The organism is Candidatus Dormiibacterota bacterium (assembly GCA_035536395.1).
Classification (GTDB): Bacteria; Patescibacteriota; Saccharimonadia; order UBA4664; family DATLOE01; genus DATLOE01.
The window spans coordinates 1-19,957 of sequence record DATLOE010000005.1 but is presented as its reverse complement, the minus strand read 5'-3'; the positions used below and the strand labels follow the sequence as shown (position 1 = coordinate 19,957).

Sequence of the window (19,957 nt, the reverse complement as noted above, 5' to 3'; positions counted from 1 at the left end):
CGCATATACTTTTTCGCGCTTACGCTAGTTCATTGCTACGTTCATTTCTGCACATGCGCGCAGCGCGCGGAAATTAAGAACAAGTGCCTTGAGCTATAGAATTTAACTAAGGAGAAAAATGAATATTCATTTTTTCGTGCTACCGGTGTTGGTGGCGGGAACCCTGCTGGCCGTGCCTCAGGCACATGCAGCAAGCCAAATAGAAAACAAACAGCCAAAACAAGCTCAAACCCAAACCAAAAATGAGACACCAAAAGAATCAGCAAAAGAACAAAAGAAGCATACTGTGGCAGTCGGCGAAAACCTATCGCTAATTGCCCAAGCCAATAATTTAGAATCGTGGCGCCCGCTGTGGGATGCCAATGCCGAACTGTCTGACCCGGATGTGATCCAGGTCGGCCAAGTGCTGGTAGTACCCGAAGGTGTAACCACACCACGAGAGCTGCCGGCTGAGCCTGTAGCAGTTGCACCACCAGCAGCACCTGCGCCTCAGCCAGTGCAATACCAATCGCGTCCAAGCTATACCCCAGCACCTGCGGCTGCGGCCACAGGTGATGTGTGGGCCAAATTGCGTCAATGCGAATCCGGCGGCAACTACGCCAATAAGAGGAACCCGAAGTATCGCGGCGCGTATCAGTTCGATTACGGCACATGGGGCGGCTATGGTGGCTATAACGACCCGGCCGATGCTCCACCAGAGGTTCAAGATGCCAAAGCGCGTGATACCCAGGCCAGGCGCGGCTGGAGTCCGTGGCCAGCCTGCTCTAGCAAGCTAGGCCTGCGCTAACCTGTATTAAGGCGTAAAGAACCCCAGCTGCGCGAATGGCAGCTGGGGCTGGGTTAGGCCGGCTGTGGATCTAGTGCAAGGTGTAATTCCCAATCCTGTCGGACCTTATCAAACTTGCCTTGCGAACAAAGCTTAACGTATTCGGGATTGACCTCAGGATCCATAAATTCCCGAATCTCAATTGCGCCTCTTTCCCCCAACATACCGTCGATCAGATCAGTCAACTTATTGATGTGATCATGAAGTTCCGCCGGAATGTGATTGGAGTGTTTGTCGGCTAACTTGCTGAGGTCTCGCTTGCTGTCCATATCCGGGATGCACTCGTGGGCGAACTCCCTAAAGCCGACCTGGAGTATCATCCGTAGAAACCCTATATTGCCCACAGTATTCAACTCTCCCACTCCTCATACTGGTTGTGGATGAACAAACCAAAAGTAATTATACTCCTGGGACCCCTCGTGTAAAGAGGTTTCAGTAGCTGACTGTTTTATCGGTTGGTACGATAGAGTACCAAGTGTTACCTGGGTTCAATTTAATCTCTTTGCCGCTTGCATCCATTAACTTGGTACGCTCTTTATGTGTCTTCTTGCTCCATGTGCCTTCCACAACCGTGCCATCACGAAAGACTAATGCCCGTCCGCTGCCGGGAGTGCCCATAGTTACGGTTGATTCCCCAATACGGGTAAAACCGTAGCTGGTGGGCATATACTGTACTACCACATTTTTAACCTTAATTTGGGCTCCGCTGTTGCGATCGTTATGAGGCGCACCGGCTAAAGAGCGCAGGTAGGAATTCGATTCCTTTTCGTACTGGTACTGTACCTGAAAACCGCTGTAGGAGTAATTAATGCTGATTGCCGGATGATCGGCGGTCGCTGCCGGCTCATCTTTCTTACGCGGTGAAGGCGTAAACTTGGAGGGTTCGTAGTAGTTCAGTTTTTTCATTAAACCGTCCATTAGGTCGGCAGTAGTGTAGACATTATGCGGGGCTAGTCTATCGCGTGTACGGTAAAAGCTGCCGCCATGGGCAAACTGATTCATGTCTTTCATACCTAATGGCGCAACGATATCCAGCGCATCGGCGTTACCGCCCACATGGGCTACCGGGGCATTAAACTCCAGCGCCCAATCGACAAAGTAGGTTCTTAGCGAGCGGATCGGGCCCATTTCTTTACTACGGTTTTCTAGGTAAAAAGCCTGGAATCGGGTAATACCGCCTTCGGCTAACGCCTCATATACCACCCCGGCATCGGCTAGCCCGGATTGTGGTCGGGCGTTCTGGTGGTTTTCAATCACTACCGAGTAGATAGGCCTATCGGCTAATTCCGGCAAGATCTCTACACCTGTGAGGGGTGAAGGTTTAGTTTTCGGCTTGGGTTTACCCTTGCCCAGTGTCACTTCACGTATTGGGTGCTGCTTGGTGCTTTCTAAATATGCTAAGGCTCCCAACGGAAGCAGAGCAAGCAGCCCGAGTGCAATAATAATGCGAGTGCGGTGGGTACTTACAAATTTCTTAAAGCGCCGCCATTTAGACGGCTTTGGTGCCGGATCTGAGGGTTCAGGACCTGGTGTGGGCGGCGGAGGAGGCGGAGGGCTGCCTGCTGAGCCTTTCGGGTTCGGTATGTCATCTGCTATCTCGATATTCTGCATGCAGTTATTATATCATTCTTATGCTTACTTACGCTTTTGCGAGCAAACTATTTTGTGAGCATTTTCAGCCGCTTGAGGACTACATCTCTCCCTAGCACGTGCAGTGTTTCGAACAGACCCGGGGCGGCCGTTTTACCTGTTATAGCTACACGTATCAGGCCGAAGAGCTGACCTGTTTTTACCCCCTCATCTTCTGCTAGTTTACGTAGGCGCTGCTCTAGGTCGCTGGTACTAAAATCGCTACTCTCAAGCGAGGCCGCAACGCTTCTAAGCAGTTTTTCAGATCCATCTCTACCCAGCTGTTTTGTGAGCAAGCCAGTGTTGACCTCCGGTTCTGCAAAGAAAAAGTCTGTGAGCTCCGGCAGTTCCGCTAGAAACTTTAACCGTTCCTGTGTAAGTGCCAGTACTTTCTTTTTATACGAATCATCATAACCAGCTGCTTCTTTCGGCCAGAAAGCCTGACATAGCTCATGCAGCTCATTCAACGGTTTGGTACGTATGTGCATACCATTAATCCACTCTAGCCGCTCTTGGTCGAAAATAGCCGGCGCGGTGTGCACCCGCTCAAGCGTAAAGGCCTTTATTAGTTCTCCTAGTGTGTATATTTCTTTCGTACTGCCGCTGCCCTCGTTCCAGCCGAGTAGCGCCAGAAAATTAATGACGGCTTCGGGTAAGTAGCCGGCATCACGGTATTCCAGAGCCGACTTTGCCCCGTGTCGCTTGCTTAGCTTGGCTTTATCTTGCCCCAACACTTGCGGCAAGTGACCAAACTCAGGCCGGCTCCACCCAAATGCTTCATATAAAAGAATATGCTTGGGTGTGGAGGAGACCCACTCTTCCGCGCGAAGCACATGGCTCACCTGCATTAAGTGGTCGTCTACCACACTTGCAAAGTGGTAGGTTGGGAACCCGTCGGATTTAACAGCTACGAAATCATCGAGATTAGCTGTCTCAAACTCTACACGGCCTTTAACCGCATCTTTCCAGGCAATCTTAGATGGGGAAACAGGCACCTTAAAGCGCAGCACGTGAGGTTTATCGTGATCTCCCGGGTGCTTCAGGCAGTGGCGATCGTACTTGAAAGCGACTTTGTTTTTCTGGGCTTCTTTGCGCAGGTCGTCTAATCTCTCTTCGCTGCACCAGCAGGGGTACAGATCGCCTTTTTCGGCTAGTTTAGCGGCGTGCTCATTATAAATACCCAGGCATTCGGATTGTGTATACGGCCCATGCTCGCCTCCTATTCCTGGCCCTTCGTCGGGTGTAATACCTAGCCACTGCAGGCTGTCCTGAACGTGCCCGACTGCCTCTGGCACTAGCCGCAGTCGGTCAGTATCTTCGATCCTTAATATAAAGGCTCCCTTGTGATGCTTGGCAAAGAGGTAGCTAAACAGAGCCGAGCGCAGTCCGCCTAAATGCAAAAAGCCGGTGGGGCTGGGGGCAAAACGAGTGCGGACAGTTTTCATGTTACCAGCTTACCGCGTGCATCTGGCTTCTACAACTCAAGGCTGCTTACATCCTGCTGCTCCCATTCGTCGCCTGTCTGTTTGTACAGTACGACACGATGGCCGATTTCATTAGTATCGTATACGTTTTCTATTCGGTTGGCTTCTCCCGGACGATGGCTGTAATGTGTTTTGCGGTCTACTAACGCCGGGCCTGTAATGCGCTCTAATTTGTACTGTTCGCCGTTTCTTTCAAAGCAAATGTAGGCCACTTTGGCCGTCAGATCCGGCCGATCTTCCAGTTTACGCTCCTCTTTGCCATGACTGGTTATGCCTAGTTTGATATCGATGGCATCAGTCAATCTCTCCCATGCATTGTCGTTCACAATAATTCTCCAATATGGTTTCAGTATATATCATTACCCCACCACCAGCATTGGGTAAAGAAAGAGTATTACAGGCTGTAGGCGATTTTGAGTATCTGTTCGCGGCTAAGCTGCTCGGCGCCGGTCATGTTGTACCACACACCGTGATTCACCCAGCTGACCTGCTTATTATTATCGTAAAAGTAAATCGTCAGGCCTTGGCCTTGGACGGCCAGATATTTATCGGTTTTGGGACTAATGTGGTTTTCGCGCAAGGAGTCTGAATCCCAGGCGGTGCGCCGCTGGGTGATGTCTAGCTTTTGTCTCGAACCGGGGGTATAGAAGCTGATCTTTACCTCGCCAGTCTGATAGCTAACCTCGTCTTGCCTATAACTTGAAGGCACATAACTCGGCAGAGTGGCCTCTACCCCAGCTTTGTGAGCAGCGGTACGAAAGGCCATCTTGGGATAATTCTGCATCCAAATATAACCGCCCATTATGGCAAGTGCGGCACCGGCAGCTACGACACTGGCCGGGTTCAAGCGGCTACCATTGCCTTTAGCAGCGGCAATCGTTTCTTGCAGGGCTGGGGATTGCGGCAGAGGCATAGGGATTATGGGCTCTGGCGCGGCACTTGCGACGGCTATATCGGCCGGTTTCAGCACTAGGTTAGGGTGTGTCGGAAATTTGCTGACTAATGGGCTCTTAACTGCCGTCTGTCTGGTAGCCGGCGGAAGCTGAGGACTGCTCGGCGCAGGCTCGGGTGCGGGCATTGGCTCAGGTGTTGGAGCAGGGGGCATTACGGTTACTGGTGTTGGCTCAGGTGCTGTCGTTGGAACCGAAGGAGGCGCTTGTGGAGCTGGCTCCGGCATGGGGGCTACAGGTATTGGTGTTGGTTGTGGCGGAGTCGGTGCAACTGGCACCTGTACCGGCTGGCTAGGTGCAGGGGTCGGTGTAGGCGTGGCTTCCATAGCGCGCAAGTCCAGCACACCGCCCTTACCTGCTACTTGCTGGCTGTGCATTTGACCGGCCGGTTTAGGGAGCGGTGCGATTGGGTTGAATATCGGCTGCCCAGTTTGGGGTGCGGCTGGCTGTTTACTACGGATGTCTGACATAGCGCCACTTCGCACAGGCAATTGGGTACCGCAATTCGAGCAGTAGCGTTTGCTGCCGATTGTTACAAAGCCGGTTTTACCGCAATTGGGGCATTGCATTAATTTGTGCTCATCTCATTATGGTTACGCTTATGGTACAACGATTTGCTCCGTAAGAAAATAGTTTAACGGTATGAATTATAAATATCTTTCATGAATCTGGGTATAGCCAGCTGTCTTTTGTAACGTGAGGGTTCAAGTGTTAGTCTCCACAACCACTCTAACCCAACCTTCTGGAAAAAACTGGGAGTGCGGCGGTATTTACCACCAAAACTTTCATAATCAAACGAGCCACCCTCCCCCACCAGTACGCCATGCTTGAGATGGGCGGCCAAATAAGCCATGACATATTCTTGTAGCGGAAAGCCCATACCGACAAAAATCATATCTGGTTCAGCTTTTTCTATTCGTTCAATGAAGCTTTTTGAAATTTTCTCTTTTCTAAGCGCCTGCAGCAGTTCCTTTCCCTGAAGGCCGTCGATTTTACCTGCCATCGTGCCGACGATTTTAATATCGGGCAGAGCGCGGCGAATAATACGTGCGGTTTGAGATATGTCGTTATGCCGGGGGGAGCCGATTAAAAATACCTTAAGGTTTTGATCGCGGCAGGCTCTAAGCAGTGGCCAAGTAAAATTAACCCCGCCGAACTTTTCAGGGAATGGCTTGGCTATAGACTTGGGCTTAAACATAATGCTAGCAGCTGAAATTACGAACCGACGCCAATTTTTGGGTTTAATACCAAAGATATATCTGCCGGCCCACTGCACCGAAACGCCGTCTGGCAGACACATCTCGGCATTATTCAAAAGTAGTCTGACTTCTTTGCTGCGCTTGGCAAGGTCCAAAAATTCAACATAGGGCTTTACAACATAGCAGGGCTTCGACTTTGGCCGATGGGCTATGTGGGTCAGGTGGTCGATGGCTTCAGCCATATTCACGGCATCTACCTCTACGCCGAAAATTTTGTATTTTTTAAATACTTTCTGTGCAGACATTAGCTACTACTCTCTTTGCTGTTAGTTCCTATCAGTACACCCGCTAGGCTCCAAAAGACTAAGGCTGTGGAGCTGTCGGCCCACCCATGGAGAAAGAGATTAATAGTGCTGATACCTACAAGCGCACCGGCTAAAGCCTTGGCGGCGTCTTGCGCTCGCCGGCGCCAAAACTCTATAAATAAGTGTATGCAGAACCCGATAAACAGCAGGGCTCCTGCTATTCCAGTCTCGATTGCCAGTTGCAGAAAGTAGTTTTCGCTAATAAAAGCTTGAGGCGCATGGAATGAGGCCGGCCCGGCAGTACCAAGTCCTTTGCCCAGCGGATTTTCCTTAACGACCAACAGTGATGAGTCGAGGGCACCTGCATGCTGTTCGGTTGAGTCTTGTAGACCTGTCTCTTGCAGGCTACCGTGGAAGACATAGTACTGCAGGTTGCTCTCCTTGGTGATACTTGTAAATAACAGCTGAGCACCAATGGCGGCTGCGGCTGTTGTGGCTAACAGAAAATAGAGCGCCCGCTGTCTAGGCAGGCTCATGGTAATTACCGTTACCACGGCGGCTACTAGCCCTAAAAGAGCGCTGCGGGAGTAAGTGAATATTAGAGCAGCTGTCATGAGGCCGGTTAAGAGCGCCAGTGAAAAGCGGCGCTGTCGTATCCACATAGCCACGCACAAGCAGATCGGCAGTATTAAGAAGCTGCCAAGCTGATTGGGCCCGCCAAGGGTCGATAGTACGCGTATAGTGTTCAGCCCGGGGTCAATAGTATGGAATGGTGCAATCGTTTCTGGCCCGTAGCCAAAATGGCGCAAAAAGTCGGCTGGAAGGGCAAAAGTCTGCAGTACCGCAAAGCCGGCTACAGCAGCGCTGGTGATCAAAATAATCTTCTGCATTTTATGCACCAGTAATTGTGATGCTACGAGCTGCGCCAATAAGAAAACCACCAGAAACTCGATATCGGTTTTAAGCCCGAATAGCCAGGCCAGGGCCGGCGGCTGGGTGATCGCGCTAACCAGTAAGGCAACTGCGATAAAAGCCGGTATCCAGTAATTAACCGGTTTAAGTAGAGCATTAATCGCTTGAGGACGGCGCCAAATTGTAATTACGGCCGCCACGAACATTAAGACAATTACGATTTCCTTCCAAGACTGGATGAGTGTCTGGTAGCCTGTTAGACTGCCCAGCCAAACGGAGGCAAAGGCATGGAACGGCATTACGGCTACCAAGGCGATTAATCCGTAAACTATCATCTGCCTGGCGCGCATCACGTTCATTTGATTCCGGCTAAACTGCGTTTATACTCATCTAGATTGTTCAGGGCAATGCCGGCTCCGCGCACTACACACAGCTGGGCGTCGTCGGCCACAATGCAGGGTACGCCGGTAACGTTCGTTAGGAGTTTATCTAGATTTTTAAGCAAGGCTCCCCCGCCGGTCAGCATCATACCACGGTCTATGATGTCGCTGGAAAGCTCGGGAGGAGTCTGTTCTAGAACGGCACGGATAGCCAGTATGATCTTTTCTAGCTCATCAGCCATGGCCTCGGTAATGTCGTTAGAAGAGACTGAAATCGTCTTGGGCAAGCCTGCAACTACGTCGCGGCCGCGGATTTCGATGGTTTTATCTTTTTTCAGTATAAGAGCGCTCCCGATATTCTTCTTTATGTCCTCAGCTGTCTGGTCGCCAATAGCCAGCCCGTGCTTACGCCTAATGCCGTCCGCAATCGCAAAATCGATTTTATTCCCACCAACCCGCACTGAATGCTCAGCCACCACTCCACCTAGCGAGAGGATGGCGATTTCGGTGGTGCCGCCGCCGATATCGACCACCATATTACCGGCAGCTGAAGCTATCGGTATACCAGCGCCGATAGCGGCTGCAATCGGCTCACGGATGATATAAGCGGCTCGTGCACCGGCCGCTAAGGTGGCGTCTATAACGGCTCGCTTCTCGGTGGAGGTGGCACCTGAAGGCACACTGACCATTATATCTGGCCGGGTTAGGCGGAATCCGCCGATAACCTTATTTATATAATGCTTAATCATGGCCTGGGTAATGCGGTAGTCAGCAATCACACCATCTTTTAAGGGACGGGAGGCCACAATGCTTTCGGGTGTGCGGCCCAGCATTATCTTGGCCTCGCTGCCAATAGCTACTATTTTACTGTCGGCTGTGGAGAGCGCCACCACACTCGGCTCATTGATTACAATTCCCCGATCGGGGGCATAAACCAAAACATTGGCCGTGCCAAGGTCGATAGCTAATCGTTTACTGAACATAATTACGCTTCATTATAATAGTTTTAACCTGATTAAGCTATGCTGCTGAATAGTAGCGAATAGCCCCAAATTGGCGTATAGTTTATGACGATTATGTTCAACAAAACTCTCTGGATATTAGCTTACCTGCTGGCTGCGGTTGTAATTGCGGCCGGCACGATTTTGCTTGTAGCCTATGGCAATGGCTACAGCTACAACTTTAAGGCCGGGCGATTGGTTCGCAATGGGTTAGTGATATTTGAAACGCTACCAAATGGTGCTAGTGTGCAGGTAGATGGCAGGGTTGTAAAACATAAAACTCCTTATCGTAAAACCTTTGAGGCCGGCACGTATAAGTTTGTATTGAAAAAAGAGGGGTATCGCAGCTGGCAGAAAGATATTCGGATGGTAGCCTCAGAGGTCAGTCTTCACCAGTATATTCTATTGTTACCCGACAAGTTTGAGTCTGAACCGATTGTAACCCATGAGAGCATAGGGCGCTCCGCTGCCAGCCCCGACAGAAGAAGGCTGGCTTATACGGTGGTCTCCGGGCCGGAGGCAGGCCTATGGGTGATGGACACTGGTAATAAAAGCCGGCTTAAGGCTTACGCACTGCAGCCGGCAGCCGAAGGCACGGGAATCGAAACAGTCGAAGAATTGCAGTGGTCCAAAGATAACAGCCATATACTAGTCAAGTCGGTTTACAGTGGTAAGCCACGTTATTTGATGGTTGCCGCAAATGGTTCGGATCCGGCCATTAATATTACCGATCAGCTAAAGTTTGATTTTGCATCTCTTACCATGAACCCCTCGAATTGGCGTGAACTATATTGGATGAGTCCTGAGGGGCTGCGACGGATAGATCTTAGCGCTCAAACGATTTCGGCCGTAATCGCCCAACACGCGGCTGCTTTTGCACCGGCTGACGACAAAGTGATATATATAGACACCTCAACCCCTAGCCCTACACTGCAGTCGGTCGACCGCGGTGGACAGCGGCGAATTATTCTAAAACAGCTTACAGCTGGCAGCCGCTACCAGCTGGCTACTGGCAGTTTCCGTGGTGAGGTGCAGATTGGAATTCTGGTTGACTCTAATTTATGGGTGGTTAAGAATGCCTTGCGCGATAAAAAAACTCGCTTAGCATTGGCAGGCGTAGACGGCATGCTGTTTAGCCCGGAAGGGCGCTTTATCTCTACTGCTGCAGGTAACCGGCTAGTAACTTACGATATCGAAAAGTCTCAGGTCTGGCAGTTTGAGTCCGCCTCGGCTGCTCCGAGCAATGTCGCCTGGCTGTCGGAATATTACCTGCTGTACGTGCGTGATGGCCACACTATTATTTCGGAATACGATGGCGCAAATGCCGCCTCACTCGGCCCGGCTAGCGGATTGGTGCATGGCACAGGTGATTCCAAGGAAGTGATTATCTCAGAACAGCTAAACGGCCGACACCAGCTTAGTGCGATAGGTATCCGCTAACAGTTAATCTATGCCAGGCAGCGAGCCCGGAGCGGTTTCAGGGGGTTTATTACCCAACAGGCCAGCCAGGCTATTCCAGAGTTTCGCAATCTGCTGGCTTAACCCCGGTGCGTTACTGGGCAGCATTGGGGTGCCGTCTGGCTTATTTGTGTTGGCGGCCTGGGATGACTCGATTACTGGCGAGACTTGCTTGGCTCTCACTATAAGGCGCTTCCAGCTGGTACCCGGAGGTGTACATGTAATCAGAGTTAATATTGGCTCCTCGGTTTGAGCAAGGACGCTGACCTCTGTCGGCTCTACTACCTTCGATTCCGTAACCTCATAGAGATAGCGTTTGGAATTGTAATTAACAGTCATGGTGTCTCCCGGCACCAGCTTATCTAGCAGCACAAAAGCGAACTTATAATCACCCGGCTCCCACCAGTCGTTAGATGAATGGCCGACTATCACCGTATTGCCTCTTTGTCCGGGCTTGGCGGTACCGGCGTAATGAACTACACCGCTCTGCAGGGCTTTTTGAATTGAGGCCTCATCGTTGACTTCTGGGTAGACCACTGGTACCGAAACGTTGATTTTGGGAATGTTTATGAGCGGTTCAGGCGCGACAGTCTCTAGAACAGCTACCGTATTCTGAGCCGGGCCGGTTTCGGGTTTTTCGGTAAAGTATCCTAGCTGGCTGAGCAGAATCGGTGATTTAAACACCAGAAATAGTAGCAGAAAAGTGGCAACAGCAGCAGCTAGCGGGCCAAACTTACTTGGTAGCTTTGGCTTGGCATTAATGGCCGGCAGGTAAGAGACTATCGGTAACGCATCAGCTGCCGGGCTGGTGGGTCCGGCAGCGGCTCCGGCCAACTGGCTTTTGGCCGGCATATTGGCAGTCCGGTACTGATTAGGCAGGCCAGCGATCTTAGCTCGGGCGCTGGCAGCAGCCTGAGGGTTGTTATCGCTAAGGCTACCTGATGTTCTAGGGGGTTTAATATCCATTAAGTATCTTTTAGATTAGGCTTGTTTTATGATAATCTTTTTAAGCCCTTTATCCAAACATACTACGAAATTTGTAATTAGACCATAAGTTAAATATAATTACAAGGTACTGTTCAGTTGGAGCCGGAGTGGCGGAATTGGTAGACGCGCACGACTCAAAATCGTGTGTCTTATGGCATGAGAGTTCGAGTCTCTCCTCCGGCACCATCTGTATAGTACTGGCTATGAATAGGTTTTGATGGCCCAGCGCAGGGCTTGCTCAATTTCTGCACTTGGCGGATTGTCTGTTTTAATTTCCCCAGCGGCTTGGGCCAAAATGAAGCCGGCAGTTGTTAGCGCCTCAAATGGCTGGCTTTGGTATTGCAGCCAGAATACCGTAGCCGCACCCTCATACCATCCGGGCGGCAGTTCCCCAGCTATTGCGCTCAAGCTGCATTGCTTGCTTGCTGCTGCTATAAGCCCAGCACCGGACCACGATAAATAATCGCAGTTGGTCTCATCCATAAGCTTTTCAAATAAATCAGACATATTCAGAATGCTGTCCTGGTGTTTAAAGCTGACAGCCACTTTTAAACTATTGGCAAAATCAAAAATACCCGGCATCTCGGCCGCCACCAAGGTCTTTGGCCTGGCTGTAGCTAACTTAAGGTTGAACGCAATTGATCTTAGTGCTTCCGCACCCAGTATTAGTGGCTTACCGGTTTCCCTTATTAGCGATTCAATTAGCGTGGTAGTCTCTGAATTCGTACTCAGGTTCCCTGGCAGCATTATGCCGTCGCAGCCCGATACTTGCTCCAGTATATCGGCTAATGCCGCCTTACCTAGGGCGCCTGAAGCATTCGAGGGCACAAAAGTTATATGTGGAGCGTGTTTGAGCAGCGAGTATAGGCTATCTGGCATTATCAGGTTACACTCGCCGATCCCGGCCGCTACCGCCGCCATGTAGGCATTCTGGCAAATATTGAACTGGCTTTTATGCCCGCCCACAATCAGCAAACGCCCACTTCCCGACCGACTAAGCGGCTTATTCCACAATATGTCGCCAAATAGAGGCTTATCTGATTGTTTGAGCAGCTGCATTAATTCGTTAGCTGGTGCAGCTTATCTAGATTAGGTTTGTCGGGGCCCTTGCCGTCCAGGCCGGGCACCTCCAAGATACCTACCAGGTTCTTAACTTTCGGGTGGTTTAATATAACCTTAAAGCCGTCATCGCCTATGAATCCCTTTCCGATATTCTCATGCCGATCAACCCGTTTACCGAGATCGATCTTGGAATCATTCAAATGCAGCACCTTAAGGTTTTGGAGTCCAATTTTCTTATCGAATTCCGTAAGTACTGCATCCCAGCCGGATTCAGTGCGCACTTCATAACCACTTGCCAACAAGTGGGCCGTATCCAAGCAAAAGCCGACTCGCGCAGGTTTACCCAAGGCGTTAAATATTAAAGCTAGTTCATCTAAGCTGTTGCCAACCACTCCGCCGGAGCCTGCTGAGTTTTCAAGTAGCAGCTGTGTATTCTTGATGTCCTTAATGACCTCCTGCAGCGAACCCGCCAGCACATCTATTATAGAGTCTGTGCCAAGGCCTTTGTGCGAACCTAAATGAGTAACAACCCCCGAAATACCCAGCTGCTCAGCTGTAGCCAGCGTCTGCCGAGCCACCTCAATCGATTTCTGACGCAGTTCGCTATCGGGCGTACCGTAGCTGGTCAGATACATCATGTGCGTGTAAACGGGCATATCGAGATTGCTGCAGGCATCCCTAAAGGCTGCTGCTGTTTCAAGCGTATAGGTCGTCTGCCGCCACATTCGTGGGCTTCCCGTAAAAATCTGCAGGGCTTCGGCTCCCATAGCTTTAGCTCGGGCCGGTGTGCCGACTAAATCGCCGGCGGTTGATATGTGGGCACCATAACGCATGGCATAAGTTTAACGGATACAGCCTACAGGTGTCGAGAGATGCTGGCTAGACTACAACCTAGTAATTGTCTGTAGGAAGGCTTTCGTAGTAAACCATATGCTGCTGGCCGCTAATCTGCTGCTCCACCATGGCCTCAGCATCTTCTTCCTCGTATCCCAGTGCGATTAGGCGCCGCAGCTTTTCGATAGGAGCAATAGTTCGGTCGGCCAAAATACCACCGGCGCGCGATATTAATTCTGGATGCGAAGAAGTTCCCATACCCTGACCCTCATAATGCCTTAAGCCTAGTGCACGACCACTTCGTGTTGCATCGGTATTTACCACAAGCAAGTCGCGGTTTTTTAATAAACTTTTGGTAAATGCTTGCGAATACTCTAGCGCGGGGCAGGCGGCAGATATATACTAATGCATTATGTAAGGGTGGATATGGATAAGGAAACGCTGGGTACAATTCATCAGATCATGAGCGAAGTCGATGAACTGCGCGGGCAGATTAGAGACGTGCGCCAGCAGCTTAAGGACTTGGCCGAGCAGAATGATGAGTACCGAAATTTACAGGAAGAAATCACCGAACTGACCGGAAAACGTCAAGCGGCTAAAAAGGTTTTGCATGAGGATGATGACTACCAGCGCCTGCAAGCCGACTTAGATGACTTGCGCTTTAAACAAAAAGATTTGCAGGAAATTATGAGCCATCACTTGGTGCTGTATTATAACGAAACCCAAGCTACCGAAATCAAAGATCCGGATGGAGAGGTACGCCAAGTGGTAGTGAGCGCGAAATTAGTAAGGCCAGGCCGCGAGGATTAAGGCTCGGTTTGCCTGACTTGCCCGCTTTGGGTGATGCGGCAGGCAGACCATAGCCCCTTGCCCTGCTCACGAGCCTCTTGCTCTAGGTCTTGGAATTCACTTAGCTTGGCATACGGAAAAACGGTGTAGGCAAACCCGTAGCCATCTGCGATCAACTGCCTGTTTAGCAGTGTGCCGTCTGGCAGGTATACGTAGCGCAGCAGGCGAAAATATTTGTCGCGGTCGCTATCTGCCGGGTCGGCCTCAAGCCGTACCGATTTGCCGACTAGAAGCTCCTTGGTCTTTGCGCTGGCCGCTTGGCCAAAGCATTGCACCGGCTTGCGCGGATCGTGGGTTTCTGGCGTATCAACGCCAATAAAGCGTACTTTCTCTTGCCGACCGGCAATTAGTACCTCAATCGTATCGCCATCATAAACCTCAGTTACCTGGTAGTAACCTGGTTCGGTAGCTGCTACTTTGGCCGGGTTGGGCTGCCCATTCCGCTGGGCACCGGCACCGAGTAATGAAAGGGATACTAAAATGAGTGTCCAGATTATGGTCTTTCGGCGGCGGCTTAAATTCATGCTGACTATTGTGTACAAAGGGCCGGCTTTACGCAACCAGCAGATGGCCTACAGCTTGCAAATATGTGCCAATACGCTTATGGTTATGGTATTAATTAGGAACTGATAATGGAAGATTCTGCATCAACTTATACGCCTTCGGCTGCCGATACGGCAGCGGCTCAGGCCTTTAGTAGCGGCTTTACTCTAGTCATATTGCTAGCAACGGCTGTAATGGTAGCCGCCCTTTGGAGGCTGTTTACTAAGGCCGGTAAGCCGGGCTGGGCCGCAATAGTGCCGATTTATAACAGCATTGTGCTGCTGGAGATTGTCGGCCGGCCGATATGGTGGATCGTTCTATTCTTCATACCGTTCGTGAATTTCATTGTAAGTATTATTATCTCACTCGATTTGGCCAAGGCATACGGCAAGGGCCCTGGCTTTGCAATTGTCGGCTTACTGCTATTCCCTTTCATCGGCTACCCGATGCTGGCCTTTGGCAGCTCTACGTATACCGGACCGGTTGCCGGGCAAGCTTTCGTCGCACCACCGGCAGCGCCTGTTACACCTACCGCTCCCCCAGCCCCACCGGCCGCTCCTACCCCACCCCAGGTATAACCCCTAATTTATTCAATCGGTGCTTGGTGACGAATTTGCTTTCTGTTACGAAGAATCGCCAGGGCTTGTCTATTGCCTGGCTGATGCCGATTCTGGGACTGGCCGATACCTCGGGTGCAAATCGTCTAGGTTTAATATAAAAATCCTTGGCTGATAGTGTTCGCCCATTATGCTCACGGGTTATACCCATTGCCTGTACGAGCTTAGCCGGCCCGCTGCATAAATTGTAAATATCATCTGTATTCCTGCGCCGTTTCATTAGCTCTGTGCCCTCTATGGGCTCGAGCGCGCGGATGAGGACGGCTTCTGCAAACCCCTCCCCTCCGCAGACGACATTCATGCAATAGTGCATGCCATACGTGAAATACACATAGGCCCGCCCGCCAGCCCCGAACATTATGCTGTTTCTAGGAGTCTGGCCGTTAAAGGAGTGGCTGGCTTCGTCGTCTTGCCGGTAAGCTTCGGTCTCAACAATTATTCCAGCAGTGATTCCATCGGGTGTTTTATGTACCAGTTCGCAGCCTAACAGATTCTGGGCAAGAGTTACGGCATCTTGGGAATATAGCTCTTCATTTAACACTCACTTATTATATAACTTTTGCGAGCTAGACTTTAATTCGAGCTGTCTACCGTATAAGTTCCGCCAATAGCACTCAGGTCAAGCATATTTTCTAATTCTGCACTTAGCTTATAGGAAGTACATGCGCCATTTGTGCACGAGACAGGCACCGGAGCGTAAGTGTAGTTTCGGCCGGCCTTTGGGTCATTTGGCACTATCTTCATATATTGGTCGGTGGTGCCAGTTAGGGTGGTTTTTAAACAGGCTGGATCACTGGGGGTACATTCCGCCCCTCCGGCTGGGGGGTAGGAATTATTATCCTGATGGTATGCCTCAAGGGCTGTCTTAATATTACGCAAATCGCTTTTGCGCTGAGCATCCCTGGCGCGCTTAGGGGCGGCTGCTAAATTGGGAATGATGAGAGCGGCCAATATACCGATAATGACAACTACTACTATCAGCTCTAGTAGCGTAAAGCCTTTTTGCTGCTTGAATACCTTAGTGCTCACCATAATATAGTAAGCATAACAGGCTGGAGAGTTTTAGTCGAAATACTCTATATCGGTAACATCGTCTTTATTCACCAGAATCGTAATACCCGGCAATCCTTCTTTGGTGCGGGTACAGACAATGTAGGGGCTAGATTCCAGAATGGCTAGAATTTTGTAGCGGTTTTCCTGCTGCTCAAACTCGCCTACCGCTAGCCGCAAGCGCTTTTTATCTTGAATATAATTAATACTGAATATGCGCTGATCTGTGACCTTGGCGCGCAGCTGTTCTTGGGCTATATCGGACAAGTCCTGATACTTTGTTTCAAGTCTTGCCTTGGTGGTATGGGGGATGAAAAATTGCATTAAAAACCAAAAGCCCTTTAGTTGCTCGCAGAATAAGATGTGCCTCTTGCGCCGGGCCGGCGTTGTGGCAGAATCTAGCCGCAGAGTGCGCGACCTTCTAGACTTAAGCTAATTATACCATAAGGGGCAGTTTAAATGGTAAGGGGGCGAAAGCATTTTGAGTGCTACCGCCCCCTGGGGTCTGAGAACTGGGAGGCTCGCTCCCGGCCGCCATCAGGCCCTAAGTTTTTGGTTTTGGCAGAGTGTTAAGGTTTTTGGCTGAAGCGTGGTATTCAAGGTTGTCTTGCGGTAATACGGCTTCAGGTTGAGTTGGGCGTGATTGAGTGTTTTTGCCCTTGGTTATTTTGTCCAAAAGCTGCTCAATTATCCCAGTGCAGTGCACTCTGCTAAACTTTCAAGTTACATCTACAATATAGCGTAAAACGCTTATGCTGTCAAGCACTTTATGCAATATTAAGTCAAAAAAGTAAAAAGCGTGTGCAGGAACAACCCAGACACAACTGTTGTGGAGTGTATGAAAAATAAGTACAATTTACAGCTGAACTATGGGGAGTGGCCAAGTGGTAAGGCACCAGGTTTTGGTCCTGGCATTCGGGGGTTCGAATCCCTCCTCCCCAGCCAAGACGTGCACCAAAGGTGACTGTAGTCTTTGATGCAAGTTTTGACGACAATCGGGAGGAATAGCATTATGGTGGCAATGTCTGCGAGAGATAACTACTATGCTAGCTTCAGGGGCATCCCTCTAGCTGCCAAACCAGTAGGACGAGGCCGACTGGAAGGATCCTTGGGCGCCATGGCGGTCTACTGCCTGCGCTCATGTCATCGCCGCGTTGGTCGTATTAACGATGCCCGGTTGGCAGAGCTATATCTGAAGCAATGCCCTGGCTTGTTGTCGCCACCAGATCCGCGTTTCATGCGAGTACGCCTCAAGCCATTCCGAGCTTGGTTGCTGCGCAACATCGACCGCATCTCTATGACCAAGAGCGATCTGAGAGAGGAAGAGTCACGACGCTTTCAAGACCTGGCGCGCGACTATGCCGATAATGGCCCACACTTTCACAACCCTGATCATCGTCGAGCATGGGAAGAAGCCCAGGCTCACTAGGCTTGATAGCGGGTAAACGCCGTATTTGGAGCTTAGCTTCTTGGCGCTCGGAGGATCTTGGGTTTACACCCTTGGTCTTCCGGGCGCTATTTCATTTGAAGCCTTTTTTCATAGTCATTAGAACTGTTCTCGCGAAGAATGAAATGAGTCGAATGGCGCCAAATTGCTAGCCCAAGCGTTGTAGTGGGCGCATTTAAGAGTATAATGGCTATATAAAGCGATTTTTGCAGGAGTATAGGCAGTGAATGATAAACTAATTTCAGAAATTAAAGCCACACGAGCAGTTCTTGAAAGTGCCCTGCATAACTCCGGAGTCGCCATTTCGCAGCAAGACACAGACCTTAAATATACCCACTTCTTTAATACTCACCCCGGTATGGCCGGAGCCGAACTCATTGGTAAAACAGATGCCGATTGGCTGCCAGCTAGTGAAGCAGCCAAGCTGACAGCAATTAAGAAACGCGCCCTGGAGGGCAAAAAGGGCGTGCGCGAAATGTTTAAAAGCACTCTTAATGGAGGTAATGAGGGCGACATTTTCTACAACGATATTCGAATTGAGCCTATCAAAGAAGATGACAAGGTTATCGGTATTTACAGTATTGCTATAGACATTACCTCTTTTCAGAAAGCCCTTATGAAACTAGAAGAACTCAACGGTCGGTTACTTAAGAATATGGAAGACGTGCTAAGCTCTACGCCTAAAGACAGAGGCCGTAAGTAGCTTTAATCTGTAGGGTGAAGGTGAGAACCATAGGCAGAAGGTCTCGCTTCTAGCGCAGCGACCGAAACTACAACCCTCGTGCGGTGCTATTTCTGCTTATCTCCGCCCAGCTTGGCCACAATTCCCCTATTCGTTAGATCGAGCGCTATAACTCCCCCGCGGATTAGCTCGCTTAGCTTCGTGGTGAATAGCACCATTATCAGGACTGGTATAGCATGAGAGACTACAGCTAGATCGTTACGGCCGTAAAAGTAGACCCACCCGGGCTGGAGATAGTTTAGAATGCCATGGTGCAGACCGGTGAGTACGAGCAGAATCCATCCCAGCCGCCAATCGGCGTACATTACAATTAGTGCCGCGATAATAAAGAAGTGGAAGTGCATTTCTATAGAACCGCCGCTGATAAACACAAACAGATATGAATAAACCACCAGAGCGGTCGTAACTACGATCCGCCACAGATAATGGTTCTTTATTTTACCAAAAAGGTATACAGGGATCAGCACTGCTGCCAGGGCAATAACAAACGATACAAGCGCCTCGGTCGGGTTAATCACCCGCCAAGCAGCTGGGTTCGGGTTGGTTTCGGCAATCTTCATTATCGCGTTGGTAAAAATTAGTAACGAGTAGATACCCAGATGCCACCACAGGACTTTGCGCATATAGCGGTCGACCTCTGGGTAGCCAAGAGCGTCTCCGAACTTTTTATTAATATCGCTTATAAAATCTATTTTTGGCATTGTGTCCTCTGCGCAATTATTTATTACTTTGATTATAGTACAATAACGCTTATGAATAAAATATTTAAAATTATAGACGCGCGGAATGCACTGCTAATAGTGTCGGTACTGCTTGTAGCCGGTTTTATTGGCTTGTGGGTGCCATATCAGCAGAGTAAGCAGCCCGCAGACACCCCTATAGCCCCTACTGGAGAGGCTGAGGTAATAGTCGAATATGCAAAGAGCGGCTTTAAGCCAGAGACGATTACTGTTCCAGCTGGTACTACCGTCGCATGGAATAATACCTCGGGCCGGCCGATGTGGGTGGCTTCTGACCCCCACCCCGCCCATACCGATCTGAAAGGCTTCGATCAGCTGAGGGTAATAAATAGAGCTATACCATCTGTTATTCCCGCGGCCCGGGCCCATGGCGAGGGTATTTATGAGTATACTTTTACAAAGCTAGGCACCTGGAAATACCACAATCACCTTAACCCTGCACACCTGGGGGCCGTAATTGTTATTGAGAATAAATAAAGAGGGTTTAGTTGCCGGTAAGCTGGAGCTTTTGAAGAAACTTTAGCGAAGGATACCTCCCCAGCCATGAAAAAAGTCAACTACTGGTTAGAGATTTTTAATTACTGCCCTGCTTTTCCTTCTTGCTTTTCCCTCTTTTCGACCCACATGTACAGCGGCTTGATTAGCGTAAGCTCAAATATACTTCGTGTTAAAGGGAAGATGATGAAGCCGAAAATAAATTCACCTACAAAAAGACCTAAGGCAATCTTCCAATTTAATAGAAGTAGTACACCAGTAAGTATAATCCATGGCAAAATACTTAGACCTAGAATACCCATAACTATTTGGCTTCTATAAGCTTCTGGCGCTTCACCAATTCCCAGTTTATTCATCTGACCATGTAGGACGGTCAAGCCTAGGAAATATACATGGAAAATAGCAACGACAATAATCATCATAAAGTAAATTATATCATTGTTGAAC

25 protein-coding genes and 2 tRNA genes are annotated in these 19,957 nt (G+C 49.9%); 9 read left to right on the top strand and 18 right to left on the bottom strand.

Going from position 1 to position 19,957, the window contains the following annotated elements; genetic code table 11:
• The first annotated feature begins 118 nt into the window (after positions 1 to 118).
• The gene (locus VNA68_01195; protein HVE80741.1) at positions 119 to 787 is read left to right on the top strand and encodes a transglycosylase family protein; all 669 of its coding nucleotides are present in this window, start codon (positions 119 to 121) and stop codon (positions 785 to 787) included.
• 53 nt (positions 788 to 840) lie between these two features.
• Here VNA68_01195 and VNA68_01190 read toward each other — a convergent pair whose 3' ends face one another.
• The 8 genes from VNA68_01190 to VNA68_01155 all read right to left on the bottom strand — a co-directional run bounded on the left by VNA68_01190 (position 841) and on the right by VNA68_01155 (position 8,668).
• Entirely contained in the window at positions 841 to 1,146 is a 306-nt protein-coding gene (locus VNA68_01190; GenBank protein ID HVE80740.1) for a hypothetical protein, read from the bottom strand.
• Positions 1,147 to 1,258: 112 nt separating this feature from the next.
• Positions 1,259 to 2,437, bottom strand: a complete 1,179-nt coding sequence (locus VNA68_01185; protein ID HVE80739.1) for a DUF3048 domain-containing protein — start codon at positions 2,435 to 2,437, stop codon at positions 1,259 to 1,261.
• A gap of 47 nt (positions 2,438 to 2,484) precedes the next feature.
• Positions 2,485 to 3,900: a glutamate--tRNA ligase gene (gltX, locus tag VNA68_01180; GenBank protein HVE80738.1), complete on the bottom strand. Its 1,416-nt coding sequence runs from the start codon at positions 3,898 to 3,900 to the stop codon at positions 2,485 to 2,487.
• Between the two features lie 29 nt (positions 3,901 to 3,929).
• Positions 3,930 to 4,265, bottom strand: coding sequence for a hypothetical protein (locus tag VNA68_01175; protein ID HVE80737.1), 336 nt, complete (start codon positions 4,263 to 4,265; stop codon positions 3,930 to 3,932).
• A 68-nt stretch (positions 4,266 to 4,333) separates the two neighbouring features.
• The gene (locus tag VNA68_01170) at positions 4,334 to 5,458 is read right to left on the bottom strand and encodes a DUF4367 domain-containing protein (GenBank protein HVE80736.1); all 1,125 of its coding nucleotides are present in this window, start codon (positions 5,456 to 5,458) and stop codon (positions 4,334 to 4,336) included.
• Positions 5,459 to 5,523: 65 nt separating this feature from the next.
• Positions 5,524 to 6,393: a WecB/TagA/CpsF family glycosyltransferase gene (locus VNA68_01165; protein HVE80735.1), complete on the bottom strand. Its 870-nt coding sequence runs from the start codon at positions 6,391 to 6,393 to the stop codon at positions 5,524 to 5,526.
• The gene (locus VNA68_01160) at positions 6,393 to 7,664 is read right to left on the bottom strand and encodes an O-antigen ligase family protein (protein HVE80734.1); all 1,272 of its coding nucleotides are present in this window, start codon (positions 7,662 to 7,664) and stop codon (positions 6,393 to 6,395) included. Before VNA68_01160 ends, VNA68_01165 begins: the two co-directional genes overlap by 1 nt.
• Complete coding sequence (locus VNA68_01155; GenBank protein HVE80733.1) at positions 7,661 to 8,668, bottom strand: rod shape-determining protein; 1,008 nt, start codon at positions 8,666 to 8,668, stop codon at positions 7,661 to 7,663. The genes VNA68_01160 and VNA68_01155 overlap by 4 nt, the downstream gene beginning before the upstream one ends.
• Positions 8,669 to 8,761: 93 nt before the next feature.
• Between VNA68_01155 and VNA68_01150 the strand changes: the two genes are divergently transcribed.
• A complete protein-coding gene (locus tag VNA68_01150; GenBank protein ID HVE80732.1) occupies positions 8,762 to 10,126 on the top strand; it encodes a PEGA domain-containing protein in 1,365 nt (454 codons plus the stop codon).
• A gap of 3 nt (positions 10,127 to 10,129) precedes the next feature.
• Here VNA68_01150 and VNA68_01145 read toward each other — a convergent pair whose 3' ends face one another.
• The gene (locus VNA68_01145; GenBank protein ID HVE80731.1) at positions 10,130 to 11,110 is read right to left on the bottom strand and encodes a class D sortase; all 981 of its coding nucleotides are present in this window, start codon (positions 11,108 to 11,110) and stop codon (positions 10,130 to 10,132) included.
• Between the two features lie 122 nt (positions 11,111 to 11,232).
• Between VNA68_01145 and VNA68_01140 the strand changes: the two genes are divergently transcribed.
• A tRNA-Leu gene (locus tag VNA68_01140) sits at positions 11,233 to 11,317 on the top strand.
• Between the two features lie 15 nt (positions 11,318 to 11,332).
• Here VNA68_01140 and VNA68_01135 read toward each other — a convergent pair.
• Genes VNA68_01135 through VNA68_01125 form a run of 3 tightly spaced genes read right to left on the bottom strand, consistent with a single transcriptional unit; the run spans position 11,333 to position 13,285 of the window.
• Positions 11,333 to 12,190, bottom strand: a complete 858-nt coding sequence (locus VNA68_01135) for a hypothetical protein (GenBank protein HVE80730.1) — start codon at positions 12,188 to 12,190, stop codon at positions 11,333 to 11,335.
• The gene (locus VNA68_01130; protein ID HVE80729.1) at positions 12,190 to 13,026 is read right to left on the bottom strand and encodes a deoxyribonuclease IV; all 837 of its coding nucleotides are present in this window, start codon (positions 13,024 to 13,026) and stop codon (positions 12,190 to 12,192) included. Before VNA68_01130 ends, VNA68_01135 begins: the two co-directional genes overlap by 1 nt.
• 58 nt (positions 13,027 to 13,084) lie before the next feature.
• Complete coding sequence (locus VNA68_01125) at positions 13,085 to 13,285, bottom strand: hypothetical protein (GenBank protein ID HVE80728.1); 201 nt, start codon at positions 13,283 to 13,285, stop codon at positions 13,085 to 13,087.
• A 168-nt stretch (positions 13,286 to 13,453) separates the two neighbouring features.
• Here VNA68_01125 and VNA68_01120 point away from each other — a divergent pair, with 168 nt between their 5' ends.
• Positions 13,454 to 13,837, top strand: coding sequence for a hypothetical protein (locus tag VNA68_01120; protein HVE80727.1), 384 nt, complete (start codon positions 13,454 to 13,456; stop codon positions 13,835 to 13,837).
• Here the strand turns inward: VNA68_01120 and VNA68_01115 are convergent.
• Complete coding sequence (locus VNA68_01115; protein HVE80726.1) at positions 13,834 to 14,400, bottom strand: thermonuclease family protein; 567 nt, start codon at positions 14,398 to 14,400, stop codon at positions 13,834 to 13,836. The genes VNA68_01120 and VNA68_01115 overlap by 4 nt on opposite strands.
• A gap of 108 nt (positions 14,401 to 14,508) precedes the next feature.
• Here VNA68_01115 and VNA68_01110 point away from each other — a divergent pair, with 108 nt between their 5' ends.
• On the top strand, positions 14,509 to 14,997 hold the full coding sequence (locus tag VNA68_01110; protein HVE80725.1) for a DUF5684 domain-containing protein: 489 nt from the start codon (positions 14,509 to 14,511) through the stop codon (positions 14,995 to 14,997).
• Here VNA68_01110 and VNA68_01105 read toward each other — a convergent pair.
• Genes VNA68_01105 through VNA68_01095 form a run of 3 tightly spaced genes read right to left on the bottom strand, consistent with a single transcriptional unit; the run spans position 14,978 to position 16,410 of the window.
• The gene (locus tag VNA68_01105; GenBank protein ID HVE80724.1) at positions 14,978 to 15,577 is read right to left on the bottom strand and encodes a DNA-3-methyladenine glycosylase; all 600 of its coding nucleotides are present in this window, start codon (positions 15,575 to 15,577) and stop codon (positions 14,978 to 14,980) included. The genes VNA68_01110 and VNA68_01105 overlap by 20 nt on opposite strands.
• Positions 15,578 to 15,609: 32 nt before the next feature.
• Complete coding sequence (locus VNA68_01100) at positions 15,610 to 16,068, bottom strand: prepilin-type N-terminal cleavage/methylation domain-containing protein (GenBank protein HVE80723.1); 459 nt, start codon at positions 16,066 to 16,068, stop codon at positions 15,610 to 15,612.
• Positions 16,069 to 16,098: 30 nt separating this feature from the next.
• On the bottom strand, positions 16,099 to 16,410 hold the full coding sequence (locus tag VNA68_01095) for a hypothetical protein (protein ID HVE80722.1): 312 nt from the start codon (positions 16,408 to 16,410) through the stop codon (positions 16,099 to 16,101).
• Positions 16,411 to 16,956: 546 nt separating this feature from the next.
• Here VNA68_01095 and VNA68_01090 point away from each other — a divergent pair.
• The 3 genes from VNA68_01090 (at position 16,957) to VNA68_01080 (ending at position 18,236) form a co-directional block, all read left to right on the top strand.
• A tRNA-Gln gene (locus VNA68_01090) sits at positions 16,957 to 17,031 on the top strand.
• A gap of 76 nt (positions 17,032 to 17,107) precedes the next feature.
• Positions 17,108 to 17,515: a hypothetical protein gene (locus tag VNA68_01085; protein ID HVE80721.1), complete on the top strand. Its 408-nt coding sequence runs from the start codon at positions 17,108 to 17,110 to the stop codon at positions 17,513 to 17,515.
• Positions 17,516 to 17,756: 241 nt separating this feature from the next.
• Positions 17,757 to 18,236 (top strand): PAS domain-containing protein, encoded by a 480-nt coding sequence (locus VNA68_01080; GenBank protein ID HVE80720.1) that lies wholly within the window; start codon positions 17,757 to 17,759, stop codon positions 18,234 to 18,236.
• Between the two features lie 86 nt (positions 18,237 to 18,322).
• On the opposite strand, the gene VNA68_01075 is transcribed toward VNA68_01080, so the two are convergent.
• Complete coding sequence (locus VNA68_01075) at positions 18,323 to 18,976, bottom strand: hypothetical protein (GenBank protein HVE80719.1); 654 nt, start codon at positions 18,974 to 18,976, stop codon at positions 18,323 to 18,325.
• Positions 18,977 to 19,027: 51 nt separating this feature from the next.
• Here VNA68_01075 and VNA68_01070 point away from each other — a divergent pair, with 51 nt between their 5' ends.
• Positions 19,028 to 19,492 (top strand): hypothetical protein, encoded by a 465-nt coding sequence (locus VNA68_01070; protein ID HVE80718.1) that lies wholly within the window; start codon positions 19,028 to 19,030, stop codon positions 19,490 to 19,492.
• A 101-nt stretch (positions 19,493 to 19,593) separates the two neighbouring features.
• On the opposite strand, the gene VNA68_01065 is transcribed toward VNA68_01070, so the two are convergent.
• Positions 19,594 to 19,957 (bottom strand): hypothetical protein (locus VNA68_01065; GenBank protein HVE80717.1); only part of this gene is annotated, 364 nt, incomplete at its 5' end.